The organism is Ruegeria sp. MALMAid1280, from assembly GCF_049195285.1.
GTDB lineage: Bacteria > Pseudomonadota > Alphaproteobacteria > Rhodobacterales > Rhodobacteraceae > Ruegeria.
Map to the genome: position 1 here is coordinate 58,556 of NZ_JBMIRT010000035.1, position 24,872 is coordinate 83,427.

Genomic DNA, 24,872 nt, shown 5'->3' on the forward strand with positions numbered 1-24,872 from the left:
GTCCCTTGAGGCATTGTTCGGCGGTTTTGCCATCCGTTTCGGAAAATTTGAAACTGTGGCTTGCGCCCACCGAGAATTGTTGTCTACGCTCGGGGTGAAACGCCAAGGCAGGAGAACGGATTGGCCATCGGTGCCCTTACCCCACCGCAAAATGACATGCCCCCGCGCGAGGCGTTTGTTGAATTCCCTGACAATCGGTTGTTGATTGATTTGTGCGGTGAGTATGACCGCAACCTGACCGAAATCGAACAAAAGCTGTCCGTCCAGATTGTCCGACGCGGCAACCAGTTGGTTGTCATGGGCGACGAGGATTCGCAGAAACAGGCCATCGAGGTGCTGCAGGCGCTCTACACCCGTCTCGAAGGCGGTCGCGATGTCGAGGCCGCCGATGTGGATCGCGAGCTTCGGATGGGCGGTTCCGAGACAGGAACCGGCAGCCGCGACGGTGACCAGCTTGAGATGTTCAAGGGCGGCACGGTTGAGATCAAAACCCGCAAAAAACTGGTCGAGCCACGCACCGATGCGCAAAAGGCCTATGTCCAGTCTCTGTTCAACAACGAACTGGCCTTTGGGATCGGTCCCGCAGGTACCGGCAAGACCTATCTGGCGGTGGCCGTCGGCGTGTCGATGTTTATCGGCGGGCATGTGGACCGGATCATTCTCAGCCGTCCCGCCGTCGAGGCTGGTGAAAAGCTGGGCTATCTGCCGGGTGACATGAAGGACAAGGTCGATCCATACATGCAGCCGCTTTACGACGCGCTGAATGATTTCCTGCCCGGCAAGCAACTGGCCAAGCTGATCGAAGAGAAACGAATCGAAATCGCTCCTCTGGCCTTCATGCGCGGGCGGACGCTGGCCAATGCGTTTGTGGTGCTGGATGAGGCGCAGAACGCCACGACCATGCAGATGAAGATGTTCCTGACCCGTCTGGGTGAGGGTAGCCGCATGGTGATCACCGGAGACCGCTCGCAGGTCGACCTGCCGCGTGGGGTTCAGTCGGGCCTGACGGATGCCGAACGGTTGCTGAAGACGATCCCGAATATCAGCTTCAACTATTTCACCTCGAAAGACGTGGTGCGCCACCCGCTTGTCGCCGCCATTATCGAAGCGTATGAGGCCGACGCAGGCCGCGAGACGGGGTAATCATCCGGGGCCGCAGGCTTTGGACGTGATGGCATGAACCTTGAACTGACGATTGAAGACGCACGCTGGCAAGGGCTGGAGCCTTTGGCCGCGCGCGCGATACAGGCGGTTTTGGACCATTGCGATCTGGACGCTGGTCTATGTGAGATCAGCGTGCTGGCGTGTGACGACCCCCGGATCGCCGAGCTGAATGCGGAGTTCCGGGAAAAACCCACTCCGACCAATGTGCTCAGCTGGCCCGCCGAGGAGTTGGCGCCAGGCCAGCCGGGTCAGCCACCGCTGCCGCCCGAACCGGACTTCACCGGAGAAATCGCGTTGGGGGATATCGCGCTCTCTTACGACACCTGCGCGCGTGAAGCGGCTGAGGCGGGAAAGCCCATGGATGATCACGTCACACATCTGATCATTCACGGAACGTTACATTTGCTGGGATACGATCACATCCACGACGCTGACGCGGATTTGATGGAAGCGGTTGAGGTCGATATACTTGGCAAACTGGGTCTCGATGACCCATATAATGCGTAGACGGGCCTTCAGGGTCGATTATTTGGAACGGGATCATGGGCGATACAGACGGCAGTTCTATGGCGGCGCAGGGCGCGCAACCGAAGAACGGCGGTGACAATATCAAAGAGAAAGCCGGGTTTTTTTCTCGAATAGTGGACGCGTTCTCACCACAGGATGAGGATGAGGTTCACGTAGCCAACGGGCACGAGACCGATAGGGTGCAGCCGCGTGGCATGATCAACCTGCGGCGGATGCGGGTTGAGGACGTGGCCATTCCGACGGCCGAGATCATCTCGGTCCCGTCCACCATCACCAAAGATGAGCTTGCGCAGGTGTTCCGCGACAGCGGCTTGTCCCGGATACCGGTCTATGAGGGCACGCTGGACACGCCTTTGGGCTTCGTCCACCTCAAGGATTTCGCCCTGACCCACGGGTTCAACGGCGGCGGCACCGAGTTTGATCTGGTGTCGATGCTGCGGACCTTGCTTTTCGTGCCGCCCTCGATGCCAATTGGCGTTCTGCTGACCAAGATGCAGACGGAGCGCCGCCACATGGCGCTGGTGATCGACGAATATGGCGGCGTTGACGGTTTGCTGACCATCGAAGACCTGATCGAACAGGTCGTGGGTGAAATCGCCGATGAACACGACGCGGATGAAGATCGGCTTTGGGTGCAGGAAAAGCCCGGATGTTACATCGTTCAGGCGCGCGTCCCTCTGGAAGAGTTCGAGGCCGAGATCGGACGCTCGCTGACCAGTCACGAGGACGTGGACGAGGAAGAAATCGATACCTTGGGCGGTCTGGTCTTCATGCTGTCCGGCCGCGTACCCGCGCGGGGTGAGGTTGTTCTGCATCCCGAAGGTCCGGAATTCGAGGTGATCGACGCAGATCCGCGCCGGATCAAGCGATTGCGTGTCATGTTGCCGGATCTTGCTGCATGAACCCATCGCGGGGCTGGCCGTTTTGGTTGAGGTTCGTGCTGTCGGCCCTGCTGGGGGCGCTGGCGGCATTTGGTCTTGCGCCGTTTGGCATTTGGGCGGCGACTCTGGTTGGGCTGCTGCTGCTTGCCCCCCTGTATCTGTCGACGGAAACGCGGGGTCGGGCCGCGTGGTTGGGCTGGGCCTTCGCCACCGGATACTTCGCCCACGGTCTCAGCTGGATCATCGAGCCGTTTTTCGTAGATGCCGAGCGCCACGCCTGGATGGCCCCATTTGCGCTGATCTTCTTGGCAGGCGGGCTGGCCCTGTTCTGGGCGCTGGCCTTTTGGGTCGCAAGGCGGCCGGGTGGAGGCGCTGTCAAGCAGGCGGTTTTCCTAGCCGTGGCCTTGTCTCTGGCGGAATTCGCCCGAGGTTATGTGCTGACAGGGTTCCCCTGGGCTGGTCTGGCGCAGGTTTGGGTCGATACGCCCGTGGCGCAGCTTCTGTCGCTGTTCGGACCCTACGGTCTGGGGGCTTTGACCCTGCTGGCAACCTTGCCCCTGGGTGCGGCGCTGGCACAACGCGGCGGGTTCGCGCTGCCCTTGGGCCTGACGGTTGGCACGGCTTGTTTGGTGTTGGTCTATGCGGCCACCCGTCCGACTGTCACCGAGACCGAACACACTGTGCGCCTGATCCAGCCCAACGCCCCCCAGCATCAGAAATGGGACCCGGACTACGCACCCTTGTTCTTTGCGCGCCAGATCGAGTTCACCGCAGCGCAACCCCGGCCTGACCTGATCGTCTGGCCGGAAACTTCGATACCCGCATGGCTGGGCAGTGCACAGCCGTATTTGGATGCGGTCACAGATGCTGCGCAGTCAGTGCCGGTGTTTCTGGGCATTCAGCGGGGTGATGGGCCGCAAATCTATAACTCGATGATCTATCTGGACGAGCAGGGTCAGCAACAGGGCCTGTATGACAAGCACCACCTTGCTCCGTTCGGAGAATACGTGCCGTTTGGAAACCTGATGGCTAGGTTTGGCATTCACGGGATGGCAACCACCGCCGGTCATGGTTTCAGCTCGGGGCCCGGTGCAGCGCTGATGGACGCGGGAAAGCTGGGCAAGGCGCTGCCGCTGATCTGCTACGAAGCCGTGTTCACGCAGGATGTCCTGTCCGCACCGGCCCGCGCGGATTTTCTGCTGCAGATCACCAATGATGCCTGGTTCGGCACCCGGTCTGGCCCCTATCAACATTTGGCTCAGGCCCAGATGCGCGCGATCGAGCAGGGTCTGCCGATGATGCGCTCGGCCAATACCGGAGTATCGGCGGTGATCGATCCGCTGGGGCGCATCACGAACGCGCTGGCATTGGGGCAGGCGGGCTTTGTGGATGCACAATTGCCGGCGCCGTTGGCACCGACCGTCTATGCCCGGATTGGTGACTTTCCGGTCTTTTTCTTGCTGGCGGTTTTGTTCGCGCTGCTTTGGCGCAACGTCCGGCGGGAACGCGCTTAAATAGCGATTGACCCTGTGAAGTTGTGGGCGTATGCCCTCGCTTGCCCGTCACAACGGCTTCCTGGCGTGATGGGAAAATCTTAATGGAGCACTTTCATGTCCCGACAGAACTACACTTTTACTTCGGAGTCTGTATCCGAAGGGCACCCGGACAAGGTTTGCGACCGGATTTCCGATGCCGTCCTTGACGCATTTCTGAACGAAGAACCCGAAGCACGCGTGGCGTGCGAAACCTTTGCCACGACCGACCGTGTGGTAATTGGTGGCGAAGTAGGTCTGTCTGATCAGGAAAAGCTGCACGACTATATGGGCCGTATCGACGAGATCGCGCGCGCTTGTATCAAGGATATCGGCTATGAGCAGGATAAGTTCCACCACGAAACCGTCGAGGTGACGAACCTGCTGCACGAACAGTCCGCCCATATCGCGCAGGGTGTGGACGCGTCCGGAGAAAAGGACGAGGGCGCTGGCGACCAGGGCATCATGTTCGGTTTCGCCACCACGGAAACCCCCGCGCTGATGCCGGCACCGATCCAGTATTCGCACGCGATTCTGCGTCGCCTGGCCGAAGTGCGCAAGAATGGCACCGAACCTGCGCTGGGTCCGGACGCAAAATCGCAGCTGTCGGTTGTGTACCGCGACGGCAAGCCGGTCGGCGTCAGCTCGATCGTGCTGTCGACCCAGCACCTGGACGCGGCGCTGAGCTCGGACGATATCCGCGCCATCGTCGAGCCCTATATCTCTGAGACCCTGCCCAACGGCTGGCTGACCGCCGAAACCGAGTGGCACGTGAATCCGACCGGCAAGTTTGTGATTGGTGGCCCCGACGGTGACGCCGGTCTGACCGGGCGCAAGATCATCGTGGACACCTATGGCGGTGCTGCACCTCACGGTGGTGGTGCGTTTTCGGGGAAAGACCCGACCAAGGTGGACCGTTCAGCCGCGTATGCCGCGCGGTATCTGGCCAAGAACGTGGTCGCGGCGGGCATGGCGGAACGCTGCACCATCCAGCTGAGCTATGCGATTGGTGTGTCCCGGCCGCTGTCGATCTATGCTGATACGCACGGTACCGGCCAGATTGCCGACGCTCTGATCGAAACGGCCGTCGGACAGGTGATGGACCTGACCCCGCGCGGCATTCGTGAGCACCTGCAGCTGAACAAGCCCATCTACCAGCGCACGGCTGCATATGGCCATTTCGGGCGTGAGCCCGACGCGGATGGCGGTTTCAGCTGGGAACGCACCGATCTGGTCGACGCGCTGAAAGCCGCAGTCTGATCCAAAACCAAACTAAGCGCGCCGATCCCGGCGCGCTTTTTCGATTCGGTGCCGGGGTTGCAACGGTGCGGCCCGCGCAGTATGGGCACGCCATGAGCACCCAGACACCGCAACGCCCCCGCAGAAACTTCTATGGCCGCTTCAAGGGCAAGACCCTGAAGCCCAGCCAAAAGACGTATCTGAACGAAGACCTCGACGCCCTGTCGCCCGGTGCGGTCGATTGGGAGACCAACCCCGAACGTCACCCGCTGGACCTGCAGGCGCTGTTCGGTGGCAAGGATGTCTGGCTTGAGGTCGGTTTTGGCGGCGGTGAGCATCTGGTGCATCAGGCCGCCAGCAACCCTGAAATCGGCATCATCGGGGCCGAGCCCTATATCAACGGCGTCGCCATGCTGTTGGGCAAAATCCGTCAGGCCGGGGTCGAAAACCTTGCGGTGCACCCCGGCGACGCGCGCCATCTTTTCGACGTGCTGCCCGAGGCCAGCATCTCGCGCGCTTTCCTGCTGTACCCCGACCCGTGGCCGAAAACGCGGCACCACCGCCGTCGTTTCGTGACGCCGGAACATCTGGAACCGCTGGCGCGCGTGCTGAAACCGGGGTCAATCTTTCGCGTGGCGACCGACATTCCCGACTATGTCCGCCAGACGCTGGAGGAAGTTCCGCGTGCAGGCTTCGAATGGCTGGCCGAGCGCCCGGCGGACTGGCGCGAGCCGTGGGAGGACTGGATTTCCACCCGGTATGAGCAGAAGGCCCTGCGCGAAGGCCGGACGCCGCATTACCTGACGTTCCGCAAAACCTGACCCCTACGGCGTGGAATCGCGCAGGCTGGGAAAGGCGCGGCCTTTGGCGAACCAGGCTAGCCCGAATGCCCAAAGCGCGATGGTCTCTACAAAAAACGTCAGGTTGTGGGATTTCCACCCCGCCTGTGTGCCTTCGCCGGAAAAGGCGACGATGCCCAGAACCAGAACGCACAACAGGATTGTGATGCCGCACATCGAATACAATGTGTTGCGTTGTCTTTTCGACCGGATCAATTGCCCGTTTCTTATGTGACGTTCAGGAACCACACGGCGTAAAACGAACAGGCAATAAAGGCCCAGATAGGCAAACAGGATGCCCGCAGCCCAGGCATGTAAATGCGGAGCGCTTGAAAACAGGGTGAAGAACGCGTCTGGCTGGGGGTCAGACAGCACCGGTGGCGGCGTTTGGATCACATCGGCAAAGATTCGTGACTTGAAGCTGACGGGCTCTTCGCAGCCAGACCCGCTTGTTGGGAAAACCGCAACAAAACAGGCCCCAATTCCGGCAATGAAGGACCCAAGATCCTCAAGCCAATGATCTCCGGTATAGGCGATCAGAAAACCGCCGATAAAAACCAATAGCCCGACAAAAATGGCGCCAAGAAACTGGGCATAGTAAAAGTGGCTGATGCTGTCGCGGAAACAGCTGCCGCCAAACACTGCGCCAGCGGCAAGAACGATTGGCAGGCCAAAGGCAACAAGGCCGACCAGAAAAGCCAGGCGCATCTGCAAAACGCTATCAGTCTTTAGTGGGTTCTTGGGCTGAAAGTACTTTTCTGTGCCACTTGAGAGCATGGATTGAATTTGTGACATGGGGTAATCCTCGGACAGTGATTAATGAGTAACAAAAAACAAACTCGTCCTGAATTCGGTGATTGTAGCCCGGAAACCCCTGATCACCCAAACCTGGCTTGCGTTGGCGGTCGCATTGCCGCTGGACCAAGCGGCCCCAATTCGCTAATCGGCTTGGGCACTGATAGCGAAAACAGGAGCCCCCATGTCCGGACACGGCACGCCCATCCCGATGACCTCGCATCCCTGCGGTCCGCTGACCGGCACGGCAGAGGTGCCCGGCGACAAGTCGATCTCGCACCGGTCGCTGATCCTGGGCGCGATGGCAGTGGGTGAGACCAAGATTTCCGGCCTGTTGGAGGGCGAGGACGTTCTGGACACCGCCAAGGCGATGCGCGCCTTCGGGGCCGAGGTCACCGATCATGGCGGCGGTGAATGGACCGTGCACGGGGTTGGCGTCGGTGGGTTTGCCGAGCCCGATCAGGTGATCGACTGCGGCAACTCGGGCACCGGCGTGCGGCTGATCATGGGCGCGATGGCGACCTCGCCGATCACGGCGACGTTCACGGGTGATGCGAGCCTGAACAAGCGCCCGATGGCGCGCGTGACCGATCCACTGGCGCTGTTTGGCACACAATCCGTGGGCCGTTCCGGTGGACGCCTGCCGATGACCATCGTGGGTGCCGCAGAACCCGTTCCGGTCCGCTACGAAGTGCCGGTCCCGTCGGCGCAGGTGAAATCCGCCGTGCTGCTGGCCGGCTTGAACGCACCGGGCAAGACCGTCGTGATCGAGAAAGAGGCCACCCGTGACCATTCGGAGCGGATGCTGGCCGGATTTGGCGCAGAAATTACCGTTGAAGATACCGATGAGGGTCGGGTAATCACTCTGACCGGCCGCCCCGAGCTGAAGCCGCAGGTCATTGTCGTTCCGCGTGACCCGTCCAGCGCGGCTTTCCCGGTTTGCGCGGCGCTGATCACGCCCGGTTCGGACGTTCTGGTGCCGGGCATCGGTTTGAACCCGACCCGCGCGGGGCTGTTCACCACACTGCGCGAGATGGGGGCCGACCTGACCTATGAAAACGAACGCGAAGAGGGTGGCGAGCCGGTTGCCGATCTGCGCGCAAAATACTCGCCCAACATGAAGGGCATCAACGTACCGCCCGCGCGTGCGGCCTCGATGATTGACGAATACCCGGTTCTGTCGGTGGTTGCGGCCAATGCCACCGGCACCACGATGATGGGCGGCGTGAAAGAGCTGCGCGTCAAGGAAAGCGACCGGATTGACGCGATGGCCAAGGGTCTGCGCGCCAACGGCGTGACCGTGGAAGAGGGCGAGGAATGGTGGTCGGTCGACGGGCTGGGCATCGGCAACGTCCCCGGCGGCGGCACCTGCGAGAGCTTTCTGGACCACCGCATCGCCATGTCCTTCATGGTGATGGGCATGGGCGCGAAGACCCCGGTTTCAGTGGATGACGGCGGCCCGATCGCGACCTCGTTCCCGATTTTCGAGCCACTGATGGCGTCCCTGGGTGCAAAGGTCGAACGCACGTGAGCTTTACGGTCGCCATTGATGGCCCTGCGGCGGCGGGCAAGGGCACGATCTCGAAAGGTGTTGCCGCGCATTTCGGGTTCGCGCATCTGGATACCGGGTTGCTCTACCGTGCGGTTGGGCGTCGGACGCTGGAGGGCGCCGACCCGGTCGAGGCCGCGCAGGCTTTGACCGCTGAGGAACTGGAACAGGGTGATCTGCGCACGGCCGAAATCGCACAGGCGGCATCGAAAGTGGCCGTGATCCCCGAGGTCCGCGCGGCCTTGGTCAACTTCCAGCGTGCCTTTGCCCGCCGTGCCGGGGGCGCGGTGCTGGACGGGCGCGATATCGGGACGGTGATCTGCCCCGAGGCCGAGGTGAAGCTGTTCGTCACTGCCAGCGCCGAGGTTCGGGCCGAGCGACGCTTTCTTGAGCTGAGCGCCAAAGGTTCGGACGTCACCCGCGAACAGGTGCTGGTCGATGTGCGCGAACGCGATGCGCGGGATGCCGAACGTAGCACTGCGCCGATGAAACCCGCCAACGATGCCGTTCTGCTGGACACGTCCGATCTGAGTATCGAGGCGGCGCTGGCCAAGGCGGTGGCCGTGATCGAACAGAAAAAGCCCGCGACGTCGTAACACCGCGGGCTTTCAGGATTACAACTCGCCGACGGCAACGTTTTTGATTTTAGACCACTGATCGTCCGCGGTTTTTGCCGTGGCCGCCACGTCCTTCAGGAAGGCCGCGCGGGTTTCTGCGTTCAGGAACAGGTAAAGCTTGCCATCCGCGACCAGATACTGATCCGGGTCGCCGTCGAACTTCTTGCCCACCGACACGCCGAACGAACAGAAGCCGCCATGCTGCGGCAGATAGGCGGCAGGGTTGGCCTCGAACGCTTCGCGGTTCGCCGCACTGGTAAAGTAGTAGGACGCCCCGTCATAGGTGGCGGAATGGGTGGCAAAGCCTTCGACCGGGTTGCCGTCATGGACCAGCGCGACCAGATCGACGCCATGCGCGGCCAGCGGCGCTCCTGCGGCCGAGATACCGTTCGAGACATTGATCTCATCCGCGGCAAAGGCCGGGGCGGCGACCAAGGGCAGGGCGGCGATGAGGGTGGTCAGAACCAGAGACTTCATTGGAATTTCCTTTCCTGTTCAGGTTTGGGCCAGCCGGGTGGCCAACCGCTGAAACATAGGTAGAGGGGCGGTTTCGAACGGGCTATCTCAGGAAGCCCGCCAAATCTTGCAGATCGTTCAAACCTGCGGTCGATTGGAAAATTTACTTCACCAAGCTTTGTTTGGTCAGCCTGTCAGCCGACCCCTATGGTTGGGCATAACCTGCAGGAGAGATGCGATGATCCGACTAGCCCTAACCCTGATTTTTCTGGCCGGAAGTCTGGCGGCGCAGGAAGCCGAGCCACCGATGGACTACGAACGTCTGGGCAAGATCATCTTTGCACTCGACCCCGAGGCACAGCCGCGCGGGCCGGGGTTTCAGCTGACCGTGTCGGACGTTCCGGTTCTGGTCATCACCGACAGCAATGCCGACCGGATGCGCGCGATGGTCCCGATCCGCAGCGCCGAAGGCCTGACCGCCGAGGATATGCATCGCATGATGCAGGCCAATTTCGACAGCGCCTTGGATGCGCGCTATGCGATCGCCAACGGGATGCTGTGGGCGGCGTTTATCCACCCGTTGTCGCCGCTGGAAAAGGATCAGCTGATCTCGGGGCTGGCGCAGACGGTGAATATCGCCAAGACCTACGGCTCGCTCTATTCCGGCGGGGCGCAGCAATTCGGCGGCGGTGACAGCCGCAACCTTCAGCGAGACCTGATCGATGAACTGCTGAAAAAGGGCGAGGAGATCTGATCCCAAGTCGTTGGCCGCGACGACTTGCACGTTACCCCGTGATTTGCACGGTATAACTTGCAGCCACTTGACGAACCCGCTATAGAGCGCCGGTCGACAAGGCGATTTGAGCCATAAAACAACGAGACGAGCAGGGTCGGAACCAACCGGCCCTCTTTGTTTTGCGGCATATGTCAGGTTGCCTGACCAATCCACTAAGACCGGCGGAGACAACCGCTCGGCCAGACAAAACGTATGTAAAGGAAAACAACGCCACATGGCTAATACATCCATGGAGGAATTCGAAGCCCTCCTGAATGAAAGCTTCGAAATGGACACGCCCGAAGAGGGTTCTGTTGTCAAAGGCAAGGTTCTGGCGATCGAAGCCGGCCAGGCCATCATCGACGTCGGCTACAAAATGGAAGGCCGCGTTGATCTGAAAGAATTCGCAAATCCCGGCGAAGCCCCTGAAATCACTGTTGGTGACGAGGTCGAAGTCTACCTGCGCGCCGCAGAAAACGCCCGTGGCGAAGCCGTCATCTCGCGCGAGATGGCCCGCCGTGAAGAGGCATGGGACCGTCTGGAAAAAGCATATGCCGACGACCAGCGCGTCGAAGGTGCAATCTTTGGTCGCGTCAAAGGTGGCTTCACCGTCGATCTGGGTGGCGCAGTTGCGTTCTTGCCCGGTTCGCAGGTTGACGTCCGCCCCGTGCGCGACGCTGGCCCGCTGATGGGTCTGAAGCAGCCGTTCCAGATTCTGAAAATGGACCGCCGCCGTGGCAACATCGTTGTGTCGCGCCGCGCAATCCTGGAAGAATCGCGTGCCGAGCAGCGTGCGGAAGTTATCGGCAACCTGTCCGAAGGTCAGACCGTCGAGGGTGTCGTCAAGAACATCACCGAATACGGTGCATTTGTTGACCTGGGCGGCGTTGACGGCCTGCTGCACGTCACCGACATGGCATGGCGCCGTGTGAACCACCCGTCCGAGATCCTGACGATCGGCGAAACCATCAAGGTTCAGGTCATCAAGATCAACAAAGAGACCCACCGCATCAGCCTGGGCATGAAGCAGCTGCAGGAAGATCCGTGGGATCTGGTTGCTGCGAAATACCCGCTGGGCTCGGTCCATCAGGGTCGCGTCACCAACATCACCGACTACGGCGCGTTCGTCGAGCTGGAAGCCGGTGTCGAAGGTCTGGTGCACGTGTCCGAGATGTCCTGGACCAAGAAAAACGTCCACCCCGGCAAGATCGTTTCGACCAGCCAGGAAGTCGACGTCATGGTTCTGGAAATCGACGGCGCCAAGCGTCGCGTGTCTCTGGGCCTGAAGCAGACTCAGCGCAACCCGTGGGAAGTGTTTGCAGAAACCCACCCCGAGGGCACGCAGGTCGAAGGCGAAGTCAAGAACATCACCGAATTCGGTCTGTTCATTGGCCTCGAAGGCGACATCGACGGCATGGTTCACCTGTCCGACCTGTCGTGGGACGAGCGCGGCGAGGATGCGATCCAGAACTACCGCAAAGGCGACATGGTTTCGGCCGTCGTTTCGGAAGTTGACGTCGAAAAAGAGCGTATCTCGCTGTCGATCAAAGCCTTGGGCGGTGACAAGTTCGCCGAAGCCGTGGGCGGCGTGAAGCGTGGCTCGGTCATCACCGTCGAAGTGACCGCGATCGAAGATGGTGGCATCGAAGTGGAATACGAAGGCATGAAGTCCTTCATCCGCCGCTCCGACCTGTCGCGTGACCGCGCCGAACAGCGCCCCGAGCGTTTCTCGGTCGGTGACAAGGTCGACGTTCGCGTCACCAACGTCGACAGCAAGACTCGCCGTCTGGGCCTGTCGATCAAAGCACGCGAGATCGCCGAAGAGAAAGAGGCCGTGGAACAGTACGGTTCTTCCGACTCGGGCGCATCGCTGGGCGACATCCTGGGTGCAGCGCTGAAATCGGGCGACTAAGCCCAGGCATCAGCCTTAGCCGAATTTACGGCCCCGCGTATCCGCGCGGGGCCGTTTTTGTTGCGAATCAATATGTTCCGATTTCCGGGCTTATTCCGGGTGTGGTTCGCGCTATACGCGCGGAATTCGCGTGAACAAGCAAAAAATCGCGCGTTTTAGCAGCAAAATGAAGGCTTTGCACAAAGAGTTTACGTTCCCCCGATCCGACTTTTTTCCTATACTGTTCAGAACAATAGAGATGGTTAACCGGTCGCCTGGGAGGGTAGCGCACATGATCCGTTCAGAACTGATTCAGAAAATCGCCGACGAGAACCCGCATCTGTACCAACGCGACGTCGAGCGGATCGTGAATACCGTGTTCGAAGAAGTAACGGATGCCATGGCCCGCGGTGACCGTGTGGAATTGCGTGGCTTCGGCGCTTTTTCGGTCAAACAGCGCGACGCGCGGGTGGGCCGTAACCCCCGCACCGGCGAGACCGTTCAGGTCGAAGAAAAATGTGTACCGTTTTTCAAAACTGGCAAGTTGCTTAGGGACCGATTGAACGGTAAAGCCTAAGGCATGATGCGTTACCTTCGATATGCTTTCTTGGCGATCCTCGGGATCGTGCTGATTTCCGTTTCTCTGGCCAATCGAGAGACGGTTGAACTGTCGCTGATGCCGGAACCCTTTGCCGCGCTTGTGGGCTTTAACTTCAGCACGTCGCTGCCGCTGTTTGTGGTGGTGCTGGGCGGTGTGGTTGCGGGCCTGATCATCGGTTTCCTGTGGGAATGGCTGCGCGAGCACAAGCACCGCCGGGATGCGTCGGTGAAGAAGAACGAAGTGCGCAAGCTTGAGCGTGAGGTCAAAAAGCTCAAGAAAAAGCAGAACGAAGGTCAGGACGAAGTTCTGGCCCTGCTGGATGAGGCCAGCTGAGGCAAGCCAATGCCCCAAGATGCAAGTGTCAAAATCTGCGGTCTGACCGCCCCCGATCACGTGCGCGTGGCTGCTGAGGCTGGTGCGCGCTATGTTGGATTCGTGTTCTTTCCCAAATCGCCGCGGCATCTGGACATTGAGACCGCCGCCGAACTGGCCCATCTGGTGCCCGCCGGCGTGGCCAAGGTCGCGCTGACCGTGAATGCGTCGGATGAGGAACTGGACCGGATCGTGGCCAGCGTACCGCTGGACATGTTGCAACTGCACGGCAAGGAAAGCGCGGATCGCGTGGCCGAGGTTCGCCAGCGGTTTGGCCTGCCCGTGATGAAAGCCATTGGTGTGGCCGAAGTCGAGGATCTTGCGGCGATCGACCTCTATTCGGAAGTGGCGGACCAGTTGCTGATCGATGCCAAACCGCCGCGCAACGCCGAATTGCCGGGCGGCAATGGGCTGGCCTTTGACTGGCGCCTGTTGGCGGGGCGCAAATACTGGCGGCGTCCGTGGATGCTTGCCGGGGGGCTGACGCCTGAAAACGTCGCCGAGGCCATGCGCATGACCGGTGCGCGGCAGGTCGATGTCTCTTCGGGCGTGGAAAGCGCACCCGGCGTGAAGGACGCGGCCCTGATCCGCGCGTTTATCGACGCCACCCGGTGATCTGATCGCCGGGTGCCCGCGTATCTCTGTTAGCGGAGGGCGCGGCAATGCTGGCAGCGATTGGCGGAGTTTCATTGAAACGGTGGTACCACGGGCCCGAGTTCTTCTGGCGGGCCCGTCAGGCGTTGTTGCAGGCGCGCGGTGATCCGCTGTGTCTGAAAGTGGACGTATTTCCGCATCAGGGGCTCTTTTTCTCGTTGAGTGTCTGGCACGACGCCGAGGCCATGCTGACCTTCGCCCATTCAGGCCCGCACCGTCGTGTCGTGCAGGCCGCTTTTCGACTGGCCGAAGTGAATGAGTTTCACCACTTCCCTTGCATCGCCGTGCCCAGCAGGGATCAGGCGCTGCAGGTTTGGACACAGCGTGTTCAGGCGGTGGAATGATGCGTTTTGCCCATGGCAAATTCCGCCGCTACCTCCTATGACAGTCGCGTACGACGATGGAGACACCCATGGCCAACGATCTTTTCAATTCCTTCATGTCCGGCCCCGACGAACAGGGCCGTTTCGGCATCTTCGGCGGGCGCTTTGTCAGCGAAACGCTGATGCCCCTGATCCTGTCGCTGGAAGAGGAATATGAGAAGGCCAAGGACGATCCCACCTTCTGGGCCGAGATGGACGATCTGTGGGCGAACTACGTGGGTCGCCCCTCGCCGCTGTATTACGCAGAGCGCCTGACCGAGCATCTGGGCGGTGCGAAGATTTACCTGAAACGCGATGAGCTGAACCACACCGGTGCGCACAAGATCAACAACGTGCTGGGCCAGATCATTCTGGCACGCCGTATGGGCAAGACCCGGATCATTGCCGAAACCGGAGCTGGCCAGCACGGCGTGGCCACCGCCACCGTCTGCGCCAAGTTCGGCCTGAAATGCGTGGTCTATATGGGCGCGCATGACGTGCAGCGCCAGGCCCCCAACGTGTTCCGTATGCGCCTGCTGGGGGCCGAGGTGATCCCGGTGACCTCGGGCCGTGGCACGCTGAAGGATGCAATGAACGATGCGTTGCGGGATTGGGTGACCAATGTGCGTGACACGTTCTACTGCATCGGCACTGTGGCTGGTCCGCATCCGTACCCTGCGATGGTGCGTGACTTCCAGTCGATCATCGGCAAGGAAGCTAAGGAACAGATGCACAAAGCCGAGGGCCGCTTGCCTGATACGATCATCGCCGCCATCGGTGGTGGTTCGAACGCGATGGGCCTGTTCTACCCGTTCCTCGACGACAAGTCCGTCAATATCATCGGTGTTGAGGCCGGTGGCAAAGGCGTCAACGAAAAGATGGAACACTGCGCCTCGCTGACCGGTGGTCGTCCGGGTGTGCTGCACGGCAATCGCACGTATTTGCTGCAGGATGCCGATGGCCAGATTCTGGAAGGCTATTCGATCTCGGCCGGTCTGGACTATCCGGGCATCGGCCCTGAGCATTCCTGGCTGCACGAAATAGGCCGCGCGAACTATGTCTCGATCACCGACAAAGAGGCGCTTGAGGCGTTCCAGCTGTGCTGCGCGACCGAAGGCATCATCCCGGCTCTGGAACCGTCCCACGCGCTGGCCCATGTGATGAAAATCGCGCCCGAACTGCCCAAGGATCACCTGATCTGCATGAACATGTGCGGACGCGGCGACAAGGACGTGCAGACCGTGGCCAAATATCTGAACTTCGACATGTCGGATACTGAAGGCCGTACCGCGGATTGACCAAGCGGTAAATTTTGAAATTTTCGATAAGAGCGGCGCGCCTTTGACGGGTGCGCCGCTTTGTTTTCGGCGCGATACCTTTTTGAATGTTGCGCAACTGGGTAATTTTGTTGCGCACTCGCCACAGGTGCGTTTCAGGGGCGCAAAAATTTATTGAGCGAATCCAGTGCCCTCGCCTAAACCCGCCGTTACCGGTCACAACGGGCCGGACCCTAGCGGGCAGAGGTGATCACTCTCCCGGTGCGGGCGGCGCTGCCGAAACCGTATACCAGGGCCGAAACCGGGGATTGGTATGCTTTGTAGCTCAGTTGGATAGAGCGGCAGGTTTCCCATCTGTAGGCGAAGGTTCGACCCCTTCCAAGGCACCAAATGTAGCTCATTCAGGTAGAGCAATCGGCTGTTAACCGATGTGTAGCGGGTTCGATTCCCGTCATTTGACAAACGCTGATCAGTCAGCACCGGCCTTCCAGGCCGGCCGCGAAAGCGGTCTCCAAACCTCGGGTCCGGGTGTTCCCCAGCAGGGGCGGCACCACGCAACGTCAGGCTTTGGCCGGGCGGGGCAAGGGCTTTCGCTGCTCTGGCCTTGGGCCGGAGGGTGGATGACGGTGCCGCCGGATCGGTGCCCCGCTTGGCCTTCGGGCAGGGTGGCGCATCGGTCCCGCGCCCCTCTCTCTGACCCTCCCGCGCAGGGGCATGGCGCGGGGGATGTCCGGATCTTTCCTGCCTTCGTCTGAAGGCTTCACACCTGTCATCCGTTCGGGGTGCAACCCACTGAAAACATGAAAAGGAGTTCGCATTTGCGACGACGATAGAGCGAGACGAAAAGGAGAAATGATATGACACTGTTCCAAGATCTGATTGACCGGCTGACCGGCCACCGGCGGCTGACCCTGACCGAGACTCAGCGGATGCTGGTTCTGCGCAATGGGGTGTTCGACGCAATCCTCGGCCCCGGTAAACACCGGCTGCCGCGCAAGGATGTGCTGACCGAGCTGCACGATCTGGAGAAGCTCTTTTTCGTGTCGCCCTATGAGCGGGCGCTGATGCAGAACCGGCCTGAACTGGCTGCCAAGCATCTGACCGAGTTCCGGGCCGAGCCTGATGAAGTTCTGGTTCTGCTGCGGGATGGGGTGCCTGTTCGGGTTCTGAACCCCGAAGCGCGGGCAATGGTCTGGAAAGCTGCAGGGCCTTGGAAGGGCGAACACCACGCGCTGACCGAAACCATGGCCGTTCCCAAAGCAGTCGCACAGCGGCTGGTTCGGGCCGGGCTGCGGCTGAACCTGACGCAGGTCGAGGTTGCCGAAGGGCATACCGGGCTGCTGACGGTTGACGGAGTGCTGGTGGATCAGCTGACCCCCGGTGCGCACGCTTTCTGGAAAGTCGGGCGGAACGTCGAGGTCAAGCAGATCGACCTGCGGCAACGGACCCATGAGGTGACAGGGCAGGAGATCCTGACCAAGGACCGGGTAACCATCCGGGTCAACCTGTCTGCCGACTACCGGGTCGTTGATCCGGTCACGGCGGTGGGGGCGGTCAAGGACTTCGACCGGGCCCTGCACCGGGCGCTGCAACTGGCGTTCCGGAAGACCTTGGGCGCGATGACGCTGGACCGGCTGCTGGCCGAGAAGGTGACCGTCGACACCGAGGCCGCAGATCGGGTGCGGACACAGATGGCCGGGATCGGTATCGAAGTGGGTGAGATCGCGTTGAAAGACGTCATTCTGCCCGGGGAGATGCGGGAAATCCTGACCGCCGTGGTTGCCGCCGAGAAACAGGCCGAGGCCAACGTCATCCGGCGGCGGGAAGAAACCAACGCCACGCGGTCCCTGCTGAACACCGCGAAGGTGATGGCGGAAAACCCGGTGATGCTGCGGCTGAAAGAGCTGGAGGCGCTGGAAACCATCGCCGGAAAGGTCGAGCGGCTGACGGTCCACAACGGGACCGAAGGGCTGATGTCCGACCTTGTCAAACTGCGGGAGTGATCCCGAATAAGGGCCGGTCCGGGGTATTCCGGGCCGGTCTGCCTATTCCACAATCGCGTGTTCGGTCAGCAGGCGCAGCGGCACCACGTCCAGCGCGCGCTGATGGGTGGCCTCAAGATGCACCCTGGGGGCGCAGCCCTCGTCATGGGCCTGCAGAAAGCGCCCGGCGCACAGGCACCAGCGGTCACCGGGGTTCAGGCCGGGAAAGTTGAACTCGGGGCGTGGGGTGCTCAGATCGTTTCCGACATATTTGGAAAAGGCCAGAAACTCGGCTGTCATCACCACGCAAACCGTATGGCTGCCCTGATCCTCGGGGCAGGTGTTACAGGCGCCATCGCGAAAGAACCCGGTCAGCGGATCGAGGGAGCACGGTGCAAGCACACCGCCCAAAACGTTGATACTGTCCTGTTTTTGCATGACCCCACCTTACAGGCTTTGGGCGATACTGCGGAACATTTCTATGTTTTCTTCGTTCACGCCGTCATCGCGAAATTTTCGATCCGCCCCGGTAGTCACGATCAGCACCCCGCGTGGCTGGTCGAAATAGATGTACTGACCATATACGCCACGCGCGAGGAACTCACCCTCGTGCGCGCCGACGGGTATCCACCACTGATAGCCGTACCCGATCTCGCCCGCCTCGGTCGGAGCGCTGGGCAGCACGGATTCGGCAATCCAGTCTGCGGGCACCAATTGCTGGCCGTCATGTTCTCCGTTCTGCAGGATCATCTGGCCAAAGCGGGCGAAGTCGCGGGTGGTGAAGTTCAGACCACCCAGCACAAAGGCAACCCCGGCACCGTCAGTCACATAGTAGCCGTCATGTTCAAGCCCCAGCGGCTGAATGATTTTTTCGGTCAGCAGTTCGGTCACGCTGCGCCCGGTGGCGCCCCGGATCACCATGCCGATGACATGGGTGTCGATGGAGACGTATTGCCACGTCTCCCCCGGAGGAGCGAACGTGCCCTGCAGCGAAGCCGCGAAGTCGTCCAGCTCTCCGCCCAAGGCCACCACGCGGCCCATTCGATTGATGTCAGAATTGGGGTCGAAATAATCCTCATTGAACGTAACCCCGCTGGCCATGTTCAGCACGTTGCGGATCGTTGCACCATCATAGGCCGTGCCTGCCAGCTTAGGCGCGTATTTCAACACCGGGTCGTCCAATGAGCCGATGGCCCCTTCGGCCAACAGGATGCCGAACAGGGCCGAAAGGTAGCTCTTGGCAACCGACCATGAAATTCGCCGATCCTCGGGGGTGGTGCCCAGATAGTATTCTTCGAACCGGATTTGCCCGTTCTGCAACACCAGCAGAGAGGTCACCGCCCGGTCCTCGATCCATTGGTCAGTGCCGTCGGGCAGGTCAAAACCGGGGCCGTAGGGCAGGTCCCAGGTCGGACCATCGCCGCGCGGCAGGTCGACCGTCAGGAACGCTTCATCCATATGAGAGAAATTGTGGACAATCTTATCCTGGGAAAACAGTGAGTTCACGGCCATCAGCCGTTGAATCTCTTCGCGTTTCCACAATCCGACAGCGACCGCGGCCAACACCAACATCAGCAGGATGCGCAGCACCCACTTGAACAGAGCTTTCATCTAACGCCTCCCGTATTCCTGCCACATTGGTACCCGCCCGATGCGGTTCCGCAATTGGGACGTTGCGGCAAGGTCAACAGGCCTATTTGAACTTGTCCAGCAGCTTTTGCATGGCCGAGCGCTCATCGACCTCGGGTTCCGGCGTGGGCGTCGTGTCGGGCTTCGGCGCTTTAGCCAGAGATTTCGAAGACCGCGGCGGCGCGGTGCGCAGGGCGACCGCGTTCATGAACTTGCCGCCGTCGCCCTCGGCCAGATATCCTGCGCCATCCGACACGCCGCGCAGCACGTCGTCCAGCCAGTCGGCATCAGCCTTGGCAAAGTCGCTCAGGACATAGGGCGAGACCATCTCCTTCCGCCCCGGATGCCCAATCCCCAGACGCACCCGGTCATAGGCGGGGCTGATATGTTCATGGATCGAACGCAGCCCGTTATGCCCGGCATGTCCGCGGCCCGCCTTGACGCGCACTTTGCCGGGGGCAAGGTCCAATTCGTCATGAAAGATGGTCACGTCGGTCGAATCTAGCTTGTAAAAGCGCATCGCTTCGCCCACCGATTGGCCCGAGCGGTTCATGAAAGTTTGCGGCTTGATCAGCAGCACCTTTTCGCGGCCCAGACGCCCTTCGGCGATTTCGGCCTGAAACTTGGACTTCCACGGGCCAAAACCGTGGTCCTCGGCAATCCGGTCCACGGCCATAAAGCCGATATTGTGCCGGTTGCGGGCGTATTTCGATCCCGGGTTCCCCAATCCGACAAACAGTTTCATAGTCTCGTCCTTGTGCGATGCTTCCGGTTGATGGCACAGAAAGCCATCCGTTTTCCAGTCCACGCGCCAAAAGAAAACGGGGCCTGTTAGAGGCCCCGTCTCAAAATCCGGATAGGTGGGTCCGGCTTTATTCTTCTGCTTCTTCCTGACCGACGACTTCAACCTCGTCTGCGGCCACTTCTTCACCTTCTTCTTCATCGTCGCTCGACGACAGGCCGGTCGGTGCCGAGATGTTCGCGATCACGAAATCACGGTCGATGGTCGGCTTGGTGCCTGCGGGCAGGTCAACCGACGAAATGGTCACAACGTCGTTGATGTTCAGACCGGTCAGATCAACGGTGATCTTTTCAGGAATGTCACCGGCGGTGCACATCAGTTCGACTTCCGGACGGACAACGGTCAGAACGCCGCCCTTCTTGATGCCGGGCGCTTCTTCTTCGTTGATGAACTCAACGGGGATGAAAAGCGCGATCTTGGTGGTCCGACGCAGGCGCATCAGGTCCAGGTGGGTCGGCAGGTCCTTGACAACGTCACGCTGAACGTCGCGGCAGATGACGCGGACGTCTTCGTGGCCGTCAACCTTCAGGTTCCACAGGGTCGACTTGAACCGGCCCGCTTTCAGGCGCTTGAACAGGACGTTGAACGGGATCTGAATCGGCAGCGGCTCTTTGTCACCACCAAAAACAATGCCCGGAACCATGCCGTCGCGGCGTGCTTGACGAGCGGCGCCCTTGCCTGTCCCCGTCCGTTCCAGAGCTACGAGATCAGGAATCTCACCAGCCATGATATATCTCCAAATGTTAGGGCGGACATCCTCCAAGGCTGTATGCCCGCGTGAAGCCGCGTCCTTAGCTTGATTCATTGAATTTGGAAAGGGCTTTTTAGCCGCCATGATCTTTTGCGAGGCTCTGCCTCGCGCTCCGGGATATTTAGGGCCAGATGAATGCAGGATCCCTTGCTTCATCTGGCTGTAAATATCCCGGGGGAGTCGCCGAAGGCGGCGGGGGCAGAGCCCCCTTTTTCCGCGCGTTCAGTCCTGCCAGCGGCCGCCGAAATCTTCGGGGATCAGCAGGTTATGCCGCCCCAGATCGCCCACGTTGCGTTCTCCGCACAGCGCCATTGTGGTGTCCAGTTCCTTTTGGATGACGTCCAGCGCCGTCGTCACGCCTTTCTGCCCCATCGCGCCCAGCCCGTATACAAAAGCGCGACCGATATAGGTGCCTTTGGCGCCCAGCGCGACGGCCTTCAGAACGTCCTGACCAGAGCGGATGCCGCTGTCCAGATGGACCTCGATATCATTGCCGACCGCGTCCATGATCTGCGGCAGCATACGGATGGAACTGAGTGCGCCGTCCAACTGCCGTCCGCCGTGGTTCGACACGACGATGGCATCAGCCCCGAGATTTGCGGCCATCCTGGCGTCTTCGGCATCCAGAATACCTTTGAGAATGACCTTGCCGCCCCATTGCTCCATCAGCTTTTCAACTTTGCTCCAGTCAAGGCTGGGGTCGAATTGCTCGGCCGTCCATGCGCCCAAAGAGGAGGCGTCCGAGATGCCATCGACGTGACCTACGATATTGCCGAACTCGCGTCGCTTCGCGCTCAGCATCTCGATACCCCAAGACCATTTAGTCATCAGGTTGGCGATGGTTTTCGCCGTCAGTTTCGGTGGCGCGGACAAGCCGTTTTTCAGGTCCTTGTGGCGTTGACCCAGGATTTGCAGGTCCAGCGTAATCACCAAAGCTGAACATTTCGCATCCTTGGCACGTCGGATCAGGCGGCTGACATAGTCCTGATCCTTCATTGTATAAAGCTGAAACCAGAAAGGTTTCGTTGTATGCTCGGCCACGTCTTCGATCGAGTTTATCGACATGGTGGACAGGGTAAAGGGCACGCCAAATTCTTCGGCAGCTTTGGCGGCCTTCATCTCACCATCCGCGTGTTGCATACCCGTCAGCCCAACCGGAGCCAGAGCGACGGGCATCGCGACATCTTCTCCGATCATTTGCGTGGCGGTCGAGCGTCCGGCCATGTCCACCGCAACCCGTTGGCGCAGGCGGATATCCGAGAAATCCGAGCTGTTGTCGCGGAAGGTTTGCTCGGTCCAACTGCCGCTTTCGGCGTAGTCGTAGAACATTCGCGGCACACGACGTTCATAGATGCGCCGCAGGTCTTCGATGGTGGTGATTACGGGCATGGGCCGCGCCTTTGGTTGAGTGGTCAAGTATTTCTACTGAGGCAATCGGGATGGCGCAATTGGCTGCGGGCAAGAAAAAACCGCAGCAGGCCAATTGCTTGCTGCGGTCTGTTGATTGGGTTCGCGCGGTCCGGTCAGGCGGAATGCGCGCCGTCGGCCAGTGATTTCACAAAATCCAAAACCTCGGCCACCGGCTTGCCTGCGCCGATCTGGCTGACAATGGCCGAACCGACGACGGCACCGTCGGCGACGGTGGCGATGGCTCTGGATTTTTCGGGCGTGTTGATACCAAAACCTACGATCACGGGCAGGTCGGTTGCGGATTTGATCCGGGCCACTTCGGGGCCGACATTCGTGGCCTGAGCTTCGGCCGCGCCAGTGATGCCGGTGATCGAGACGTAATACACAAAGCCCGAGGTGTTCTGCAGCACACGGGGCAAGCGCTTGTCATCGGTGGTCGGGGTCGCAAGACGAATGAAGTTCAGACCAGCAGCCTGAGCGGGCAGGCACAGTTCTTCGTCCTCTTCCGGCGGCAGGTCCACCACGATCAGGCCGTCGATACCGGCGGCTTGGGCGTCAACCAGAAAGGTGTCCACGCCACGGCTGTAGATCGGGTTGTAATAGCCCATCAGAACGATGGGTGTCGTGTCGTCGGTTTCGCGGAACGCGCGCGCAAGGTCCAGAGTGCGCTGCAGGGTCATGCCGCCATCCAGCGCCCGTTGACCTGCGGCCTGAATGGTCGGGCCGTCCGCCATGGGGTCAGTAAATGGCAGCCCCAGCTCGATCACGTCGACCCCGGCACCGGGCAGGCCTTTCACAATCTCAAGCGAGGTGACGAAATCGGGGTCACCTGCCATGATATAAGCGACAAAGGCCTTTTTCCCCTCGGCCTTGAGGGCGGCGAATTTGGCGTCGATACGGGTCATCTGCGGTCCTTGCATTCAGAGTTGAACCTGATGTGCAGAAACTTTGCCCGAAAATCAATCCCGCCGGGTCAGATTGCCTCAGAACTGGTAGTGGTATCGCAGCAGGGCCGAGTTGACGCCAGGGTTATCACTATTCGTACTGGCATTGGATTTGTGAGTGATGGCGAACGAGACCTTGTTGCCGCTTTCCAATGTGTAACCAAGGCCCAACAGGCTGCGGATCTGGAACTCTCCGCCAAGATCATTCTGGTCGTCACCCTCGGAAAAGTACCCCGGCATGACACTGCCTTCGACAAACCAGCGGTCTGCAAAGGTATAAAAGCCGATCAGCCCGATGCCGACATGGATATTGCTTGCCGTATCCACGGTCAGCGCGCCGCCCCAGGTGGCGGAAAAGCGTTTAGCTTCGTGAAACGGGCGGTGCTGGTATTCAAGCGAAAATACGGCTTCGTCCTCAGCTGCGCTGTCGGAAAAATCCGAGTAGCCGGCGCCGAAGACAAGGGATTGAGCCTGCGCTGTCTGGGCGGCCAGCAGCATCGCAACGGTTATGACAGTTTTCTTCATTCCTACTATTCACTTTTTGTTTGTTCTTAACGTTCTATACATCGATCTTAGAGCGCAGATTCCGATCCGGGCAAGCCGGTAAGGGGTGAACACTTTCGTGATGTTGCAGTTTGGACTTGGCCGGGTTGCATTCAGTCCGGCTTGCGCATCGACCCGGACCTGCATAGAAGCACCCCTCGAATGGCATCAGGAGACCGTCATGGGCTTTAAAATGGGAATCGTGGGTTTGCCGAATGTGGGCAAGTCGACCCTCTTCAACGCGCTGACCAAAACTGCGGCCGCGCAGGCGGCGAATTTCCCGTTCTGCACAATCGAGCCCAACGTGGGTGACGTAGCCGTGCCTGATGATCGTCTGGATAAACTGGCGGCGATTGCGTCTTCGAAACAGATCATCCCCACGCGGATGACCTTCGTGGACATCGCGGGTCTGGTGAAAGGGGCGTCAAAAGGCGAAGGCCTGGGCAACCAGTTTCTGGCCAACATCCGCGAGACCGACGCCATTGCCCATGTGCTGCGCTGTTTCGAAGACGGCGACGTGACCCATGTGGACGGCCGTGTGGACCCGGTGGCCGATGCCGACACCATCGAGACCGAGCTGATGCTGGCCGATCTGGAAAGCATCGAAAAGCGCCGCGCCAATCTGGTGCGCAAGCTCAAGGGCAACGACAAGGAAGCGCAGCAACAGGAACGCCTGCTGGCCGAAGCGCAAGCCATGCTGGAGAACGGCAAGCCCGCGCGTCTGGTTGAGGTGTCGGATGAGGACGCCAAAGCGTGGAAGATGCTGCAGCTGCTGACCACCAAACCTGTGCTCTACGTCTGCAACGTGTCCGAAGAAGAGGCGGCTGAGGGCAACGAATATTCGGCCAAGGTTGCCGAGATGGCCGTTGCACAGGGCAATGCCCATGTCATCATCAGCGCCAAGATCGAAGAAGAGATCAGCCTGCTGGAAGACGAAGAAGCCCAGATGTTCCTGGAAGAGATGGGGCTGGAAGAACCCGGACTGGATCGCCTGATCCGCGCCGGGTACGACCTGCTGAAACTGGAAACCTATTTCACCGTCGGCCCGAAAGAGGCCCGCGCCTGGACCATCCGCACCGGCACTGCTGCACCTCAGGCCGCTGGCGTCATTCACGGTGACTTCGAGAAAGGCTTCATCCGCGCCGAAACCATTGCCTATGACGACTATGTCTCGGCCAATGGTGAGCAGGGCGCCAAAGAAGCAGGCAAGATGCGGGCCGAGGGCAAGGGCTACATCGTCAAGGACGGCGATGTGATGCACTTCCTGTTCAACACCTGA

At 60.3% G+C, this 24,872-nt stretch carries 26 protein-coding genes, 2 tRNA genes and 1 riboswitch; of the genes, 19 read left to right on the forward strand and 9 right to left on the reverse strand.

Features of this window, described 5'->3' with window-relative positions; translation table 11 throughout:
* Nucleotides 1-120 precede the first annotated feature (120 nt).
* The 6 genes from ACOQFT_RS02465 (at nt 121) to trmB (ending at nt 6,165) form a co-directional block, all read left to right on the forward strand.
* Nucleotides 121-1,143: a PhoH family protein gene (locus tag ACOQFT_RS02465; RefSeq protein ID WP_421596481.1), complete on the forward strand. Its 1,023-nt coding sequence runs from the start codon at nt 121-123 to the stop codon at nt 1,141-1,143.
* A 33-nt stretch (nt 1,144-1,176) separates the two neighbouring features.
* A complete protein-coding gene (gene ybeY / locus ACOQFT_RS02470) occupies nt 1,177-1,671 on the forward strand; it encodes an rRNA maturation RNase YbeY (protein WP_421596482.1) in 495 nt (164 codons plus the stop codon).
* Between the two features lie 35 nt (nt 1,672-1,706).
* Complete coding sequence (locus ACOQFT_RS02475) at nt 1,707-2,594, forward strand: hemolysin family protein (RefSeq protein ID WP_421596483.1); 888 nt, start codon at nt 1,707-1,709, stop codon at nt 2,592-2,594.
* Nucleotides 2,591-4,087 carry an apolipoprotein N-acyltransferase gene (lnt, locus tag ACOQFT_RS02480; protein ID WP_421596484.1) on the forward strand — a complete coding sequence of 499 codons (1,497 nt, stop codon included), beginning with the start codon at nt 2,591-2,593 and terminating at the stop codon, nt 4,085-4,087. Before ACOQFT_RS02475 ends, lnt begins: the two co-directional genes overlap by 4 nt.
* Before the next feature lie 42 nt (nt 4,088-4,129).
* Nucleotides 4,130-4,178: riboswitch (SAM-SAH riboswitch) on the forward strand.
* Between the two features lie 5 nt (nt 4,179-4,183).
* Nucleotides 4,184-5,365 carry a methionine adenosyltransferase gene (gene metK, locus ACOQFT_RS02485; RefSeq protein ID WP_421596485.1) on the forward strand — a complete coding sequence of 394 codons (1,182 nt, stop codon included), beginning with the start codon at nt 4,184-4,186 and terminating at the stop codon, nt 5,363-5,365.
* Nucleotides 5,366-5,457: 92 nt separating this feature from the next.
* Nucleotides 5,458-6,165, forward strand: a complete 708-nt coding sequence (gene trmB, locus ACOQFT_RS02490) for a tRNA (guanine(46)-N(7))-methyltransferase TrmB (protein WP_421596486.1) — start codon at nt 5,458-5,460, stop codon at nt 6,163-6,165.
* Nucleotides 6,166-6,168: 3 nt separating this feature from the next.
* On the opposite strand, the gene ACOQFT_RS02495 is transcribed toward trmB, so the two are convergent.
* On the reverse strand, nt 6,169-6,978 hold the full coding sequence (locus ACOQFT_RS02495; protein WP_421596487.1) for a hypothetical protein: 810 nt from the start codon (nt 6,976-6,978) through the stop codon (nt 6,169-6,171).
* A 184-nt stretch (nt 6,979-7,162) separates the two neighbouring features.
* Between ACOQFT_RS02495 and aroA the strand changes: the two genes are divergently transcribed.
* Together aroA and ACOQFT_RS02505 are read left to right on the forward strand one after the other, a co-directional pair.
* The gene (gene aroA, locus ACOQFT_RS02500) at nt 7,163-8,509 is read left to right on the forward strand and encodes a 3-phosphoshikimate 1-carboxyvinyltransferase (protein WP_421596488.1); all 1,347 of its coding nucleotides are present in this window, start codon (nt 7,163-7,165) and stop codon (nt 8,507-8,509) included.
* Complete coding sequence (locus ACOQFT_RS02505; RefSeq protein WP_421596489.1) at nt 8,506-9,123, forward strand: (d)CMP kinase; 618 nt, start codon at nt 8,506-8,508, stop codon at nt 9,121-9,123. The genes aroA and ACOQFT_RS02505 overlap by 4 nt, the downstream gene beginning before the upstream one ends.
* An 18-nt stretch (nt 9,124-9,141) precedes the next feature.
* On the opposite strand, the gene ACOQFT_RS02510 is transcribed toward ACOQFT_RS02505, so the two are convergent.
* A complete protein-coding gene (locus tag ACOQFT_RS02510) occupies nt 9,142-9,621 on the reverse strand; it encodes a YHS domain-containing (seleno)protein (RefSeq protein ID WP_421596490.1) in 480 nt (159 codons plus the stop codon).
* 217 nt (nt 9,622-9,838) lie between these two features.
* Between ACOQFT_RS02510 and ACOQFT_RS02515 the strand changes: the two genes are divergently transcribed.
* The 10 genes from ACOQFT_RS02515 to ACOQFT_RS02560 all read left to right on the forward strand — a co-directional run bounded on the left by ACOQFT_RS02515 (nt 9,839) and on the right by ACOQFT_RS02560 (nt 17,535).
* Complete coding sequence (locus ACOQFT_RS02515) at nt 9,839-10,354, forward strand: hypothetical protein (protein ID WP_421596491.1); 516 nt, start codon at nt 9,839-9,841, stop codon at nt 10,352-10,354.
* Nucleotides 10,355-10,610: 256 nt separating this feature from the next.
* Nucleotides 10,611-12,287: a 30S ribosomal protein S1 gene (rpsA, locus tag ACOQFT_RS02520; RefSeq protein WP_421596492.1), complete on the forward strand. Its 1,677-nt coding sequence runs from the start codon at nt 10,611-10,613 to the stop codon at nt 12,285-12,287.
* A gap of 271 nt (nt 12,288-12,558) precedes the next feature.
* Nucleotides 12,559-12,843, forward strand: a complete 285-nt coding sequence (gene ihfB, locus ACOQFT_RS02525; protein WP_037310872.1) for an integration host factor subunit beta — start codon at nt 12,559-12,561, stop codon at nt 12,841-12,843.
* Nucleotides 12,844-12,849: 6 nt separating this feature from the next.
* Nucleotides 12,850-13,200, forward strand: coding sequence for a lipopolysaccharide assembly protein LapA domain-containing protein (locus tag ACOQFT_RS02530; RefSeq protein ID WP_421596560.1), 351 nt, complete (start codon nt 12,850-12,852; stop codon nt 13,198-13,200).
* A gap of 9 nt (nt 13,201-13,209) precedes the next feature.
* Nucleotides 13,210-13,854 carry a phosphoribosylanthranilate isomerase gene (locus ACOQFT_RS02535; RefSeq protein ID WP_421596493.1) on the forward strand — a complete coding sequence of 215 codons (645 nt, stop codon included), beginning with the start codon at nt 13,210-13,212 and terminating at the stop codon, nt 13,852-13,854.
* 47 nt (nt 13,855-13,901) lie between these two features.
* On the forward strand, nt 13,902-14,237 hold the full coding sequence (locus ACOQFT_RS02540) for a hypothetical protein (protein ID WP_421596494.1): 336 nt from the start codon (nt 13,902-13,904) through the stop codon (nt 14,235-14,237).
* Nucleotides 14,238-14,305: 68 nt separating this feature from the next.
* On the forward strand, nt 14,306-15,553 hold the full coding sequence (gene trpB / locus ACOQFT_RS02545; protein ID WP_421596495.1) for a tryptophan synthase subunit beta: 1,248 nt from the start codon (nt 14,306-14,308) through the stop codon (nt 15,551-15,553).
* A gap of 293 nt (nt 15,554-15,846) precedes the next feature.
* A tRNA-Gly gene (locus ACOQFT_RS02550) sits at nt 15,847-15,919 on the forward strand.
* A tRNA-Asn gene (locus ACOQFT_RS02555) sits at nt 15,919-15,992 on the forward strand. The genes ACOQFT_RS02550 and ACOQFT_RS02555 overlap by 1 nt, the downstream gene beginning before the upstream one ends.
* Before the next feature lie 397 nt (nt 15,993-16,389).
* Nucleotides 16,390-17,535: a slipin family protein gene (locus ACOQFT_RS02560; RefSeq protein ID WP_421596496.1), complete on the forward strand. Its 1,146-nt coding sequence runs from the start codon at nt 16,390-16,392 to the stop codon at nt 17,533-17,535.
* A 42-nt stretch (nt 17,536-17,577) separates the two neighbouring features.
* Here the strand turns inward: ACOQFT_RS02560 and ACOQFT_RS02565 are convergent, their stop codons facing one another.
* From ACOQFT_RS02565 to ACOQFT_RS02595, 7 genes are all read right to left on the reverse strand, one after another.
* Nucleotides 17,578-17,952, reverse strand: a complete 375-nt coding sequence (locus ACOQFT_RS02565) for a DUF2237 family protein (RefSeq protein ID WP_421596497.1) — start codon at nt 17,950-17,952, stop codon at nt 17,578-17,580.
* Between the two features lie 9 nt (nt 17,953-17,961).
* Nucleotides 17,962-19,125, reverse strand: coding sequence for a serine hydrolase domain-containing protein (locus ACOQFT_RS02570; protein WP_421596498.1), 1,164 nt, complete (start codon nt 19,123-19,125; stop codon nt 17,962-17,964).
* Between the two features lie 82 nt (nt 19,126-19,207).
* A complete protein-coding gene (gene pth, locus ACOQFT_RS02575; protein ID WP_421596499.1) occupies nt 19,208-19,888 on the reverse strand; it encodes an aminoacyl-tRNA hydrolase in 681 nt (226 codons plus the stop codon).
* A 127-nt stretch (nt 19,889-20,015) separates the two neighbouring features.
* Nucleotides 20,016-20,672: a 50S ribosomal protein L25/general stress protein Ctc gene (locus ACOQFT_RS02580; RefSeq protein WP_421596500.1), complete on the reverse strand. Its 657-nt coding sequence runs from the start codon at nt 20,670-20,672 to the stop codon at nt 20,016-20,018.
* A gap of 246 nt (nt 20,673-20,918) precedes the next feature.
* Nucleotides 20,919-22,085, reverse strand: a complete 1,167-nt coding sequence (locus ACOQFT_RS02585; protein WP_421596501.1) for an alpha-hydroxy acid oxidase — start codon at nt 22,083-22,085, stop codon at nt 20,919-20,921.
* 134 nt (nt 22,086-22,219) lie between these two features.
* The gene (gene trpA / locus ACOQFT_RS02590; protein ID WP_421596502.1) at nt 22,220-23,011 is read right to left on the reverse strand and encodes a tryptophan synthase subunit alpha; all 792 of its coding nucleotides are present in this window, start codon (nt 23,009-23,011) and stop codon (nt 22,220-22,222) included.
* A gap of 78 nt (nt 23,012-23,089) precedes the next feature.
* Nucleotides 23,090-23,575 carry an acyloxyacyl hydrolase gene (locus ACOQFT_RS02595; RefSeq protein WP_421596503.1) on the reverse strand — a complete coding sequence of 162 codons (486 nt, stop codon included), beginning with the start codon at nt 23,573-23,575 and terminating at the stop codon, nt 23,090-23,092.
* A gap of 199 nt (nt 23,576-23,774) precedes the next feature.
* Here ACOQFT_RS02595 and ychF point away from each other — a divergent pair, with 199 nt between their 5' ends.
* Complete coding sequence (gene ychF, locus ACOQFT_RS02600; protein WP_421596504.1) at nt 23,775-24,872, forward strand: redox-regulated ATPase YchF; 1,098 nt, start codon at nt 23,775-23,777, stop codon at nt 24,870-24,872.

Excerpts from the sequence above, each read along its gene's own strand:
- ihfB (WP_037310872.1), top strand. The coding sequence starts at position 12,559 with ATGATCCGTTCAGAACTGATTCAGAAAATCGCCGACGAGAACCCGCAT.
- ACOQFT_RS02570 (WP_421596498.1), bottom strand. The coding sequence starts at position 19,125 with ATGAAAGCTCTGTTCAAGTGGGTGCTGCGCATCCTGCTGATGTTGGTG.
- ACOQFT_RS02475 (WP_421596483.1), top strand. The coding sequence starts at position 1,707 with ATGGGCGATACAGACGGCAGTTCTATGGCGGCGCAGGGCGCGCAACCG.
- ACOQFT_RS02510 (WP_421596490.1), bottom strand. The coding sequence starts at position 9,621 with ATGAAGTCTCTGGTTCTGACCACCCTCATCGCCGCCCTGCCCTTGGTC.
- ACOQFT_RS02515 (WP_421596491.1), top strand. The coding sequence starts at position 9,839 with ATGATCCGACTAGCCCTAACCCTGATTTTTCTGGCCGGAAGTCTGGCG.
- trmB (WP_421596486.1), top strand. The coding sequence starts at position 5,458 with ATGAGCACCCAGACACCGCAACGCCCCCGCAGAAACTTCTATGGCCGC.
- ACOQFT_RS02560 (WP_421596496.1), top strand. The coding sequence starts at position 16,390 with ATGACACTGTTCCAAGATCTGATTGACCGGCTGACCGGCCACCGGCGG.
- ACOQFT_RS02585 (WP_421596501.1), bottom strand. The coding sequence starts at position 22,085 with ATGCCCGTAATCACCACCATCGAAGACCTGCGGCGCATCTATGAACGT.
- ACOQFT_RS02495 (WP_421596487.1), bottom strand. The coding sequence starts at position 6,978 with ATGTCACAAATTCAATCCATGCTCTCAAGTGGCACAGAAAAGTACTTT.
- trpA (WP_421596502.1), bottom strand. The coding sequence starts at position 23,011 with ATGACCCGTATCGACGCCAAATTCGCCGCCCTCAAGGCCGAGGGGAAA.
- ACOQFT_RS02595 (WP_421596503.1), bottom strand. The coding sequence starts at position 23,575 with ATGAAGAAAACTGTCATAACCGTTGCGATGCTGCTGGCCGCCCAGACA.
- lnt (WP_421596484.1), top strand. The coding sequence starts at position 2,591 with ATGAACCCATCGCGGGGCTGGCCGTTTTGGTTGAGGTTCGTGCTGTCG.
- ACOQFT_RS02540 (WP_421596494.1), top strand. The coding sequence starts at position 13,902 with ATGCTGGCAGCGATTGGCGGAGTTTCATTGAAACGGTGGTACCACGGG.
- aroA (WP_421596488.1), top strand. The coding sequence starts at position 7,163 with ATGTCCGGACACGGCACGCCCATCCCGATGACCTCGCATCCCTGCGGT.
- ychF (WP_421596504.1), top strand. The coding sequence starts at position 23,775 with ATGGGCTTTAAAATGGGAATCGTGGGTTTGCCGAATGTGGGCAAGTCG.
- ACOQFT_RS02535 (WP_421596493.1), top strand. The coding sequence starts at position 13,210 with ATGCCCCAAGATGCAAGTGTCAAAATCTGCGGTCTGACCGCCCCCGAT.
- ACOQFT_RS02580 (WP_421596500.1), bottom strand. The coding sequence starts at position 20,672 with ATGGCTGGTGAGATTCCTGATCTCGTAGCTCTGGAACGGACGGGGACA.
- ybeY (WP_421596482.1), top strand. The coding sequence starts at position 1,177 with ATGAACCTTGAACTGACGATTGAAGACGCACGCTGGCAAGGGCTGGAG.
- pth (WP_421596499.1), bottom strand. The coding sequence starts at position 19,888 with ATGAAACTGTTTGTCGGATTGGGGAACCCGGGATCGAAATACGCCCGC.
- ACOQFT_RS02565 (WP_421596497.1), bottom strand. The coding sequence starts at position 17,952 with ATGCAAAAACAGGACAGTATCAACGTTTTGGGCGGTGTGCTTGCACCG.
- metK (WP_421596485.1), top strand. The coding sequence starts at position 4,184 with ATGTCCCGACAGAACTACACTTTTACTTCGGAGTCTGTATCCGAAGGG.
- rpsA (WP_421596492.1), top strand. The coding sequence starts at position 10,611 with ATGGCTAATACATCCATGGAGGAATTCGAAGCCCTCCTGAATGAAAGC.
- trpB (WP_421596495.1), top strand. The coding sequence starts at position 14,306 with ATGGCCAACGATCTTTTCAATTCCTTCATGTCCGGCCCCGACGAACAG.
- ACOQFT_RS02530 (WP_421596560.1), top strand. The coding sequence starts at position 12,850 with ATGCGTTACCTTCGATATGCTTTCTTGGCGATCCTCGGGATCGTGCTG.